1 pseudogene is annotated in these 755 nt (G+C 56.3%); it reads right to left on the reverse strand.

From position 1 onward, the window contains the following. Nucleotides 1-755: pseudogene (locus tag KCR01S_RS23615) on the reverse strand (IS3-like element ISSen4 family transposase); the annotation flags it as partial.

The raw sequence follows: 755 nt of genomic DNA on the forward strand, positions 1-755 counted from the left end.
TTCTGCGTTGGCTTGCCCGGCTGGATTAAGCGCAACTCAACACCATGCTCAAAGGCCCATTGATCCAGTGCACGGCAAGTGAACTCCGGCCCCTGGTCAGTTCTTATCGTCGCCGGATAGCCTCGAAACAGTGCAATGCTGTCCAGAATACGCGTGACCTGAACGCCTGAAATCCCAAAGGCAACAGTGACCGTCAGGCATTCCTTTGTGAAATCATCGACGCAGGTAAGACACTTGATCCTGCGACCGGTGGAAAGTGCGTCCATGACGAAATCCATCGACCAGGTCAGATTGGGCGCCGCCGGACGGAGCAGCGGCAGACGTTCTGTTGCCAGCCCTTTACGACGTCTTCTGCGTTTTACGCCCAGGCCACTGAGGTGATAAAGCCGGTACACGCGCTTATGATTAACATGAAGCCCTTCACGGCGCAGCAACTGCCAAATACGACGGTAGCCAAAACGCCTGCGCTCCAGTGCCAGCTCAGTGATGCGCCCTGATAAATGCGCATCAGCAGCCGGACGGTGAGCCTCATAGCGGCAGGTCGACAGGGATAAACCTGTAAGCCTGCAGGCACGACGTTGCGACAGACCGGTCGCATCACACATCAACATCACGGCTTCCCGCTTCTGGTCTGTCGTCAGTACTTTCGCCCAAGAGCCACCTGAAGCGCCTCTTTATCCAGCATGGCTTCGGCAAGCAGCTTCTTGAGTCTGGCGTTCTCTTCCTCAAGCGACTTCAGGCGCTTAACTTCAGGC

Source organism: Kluyvera cryocrescens NBRC 102467, from assembly GCF_001571285.1.
Classification (GTDB): domain Bacteria; phylum Pseudomonadota; class Gammaproteobacteria; order Enterobacterales; family Enterobacteriaceae; genus Kluyvera; species Kluyvera cryocrescens.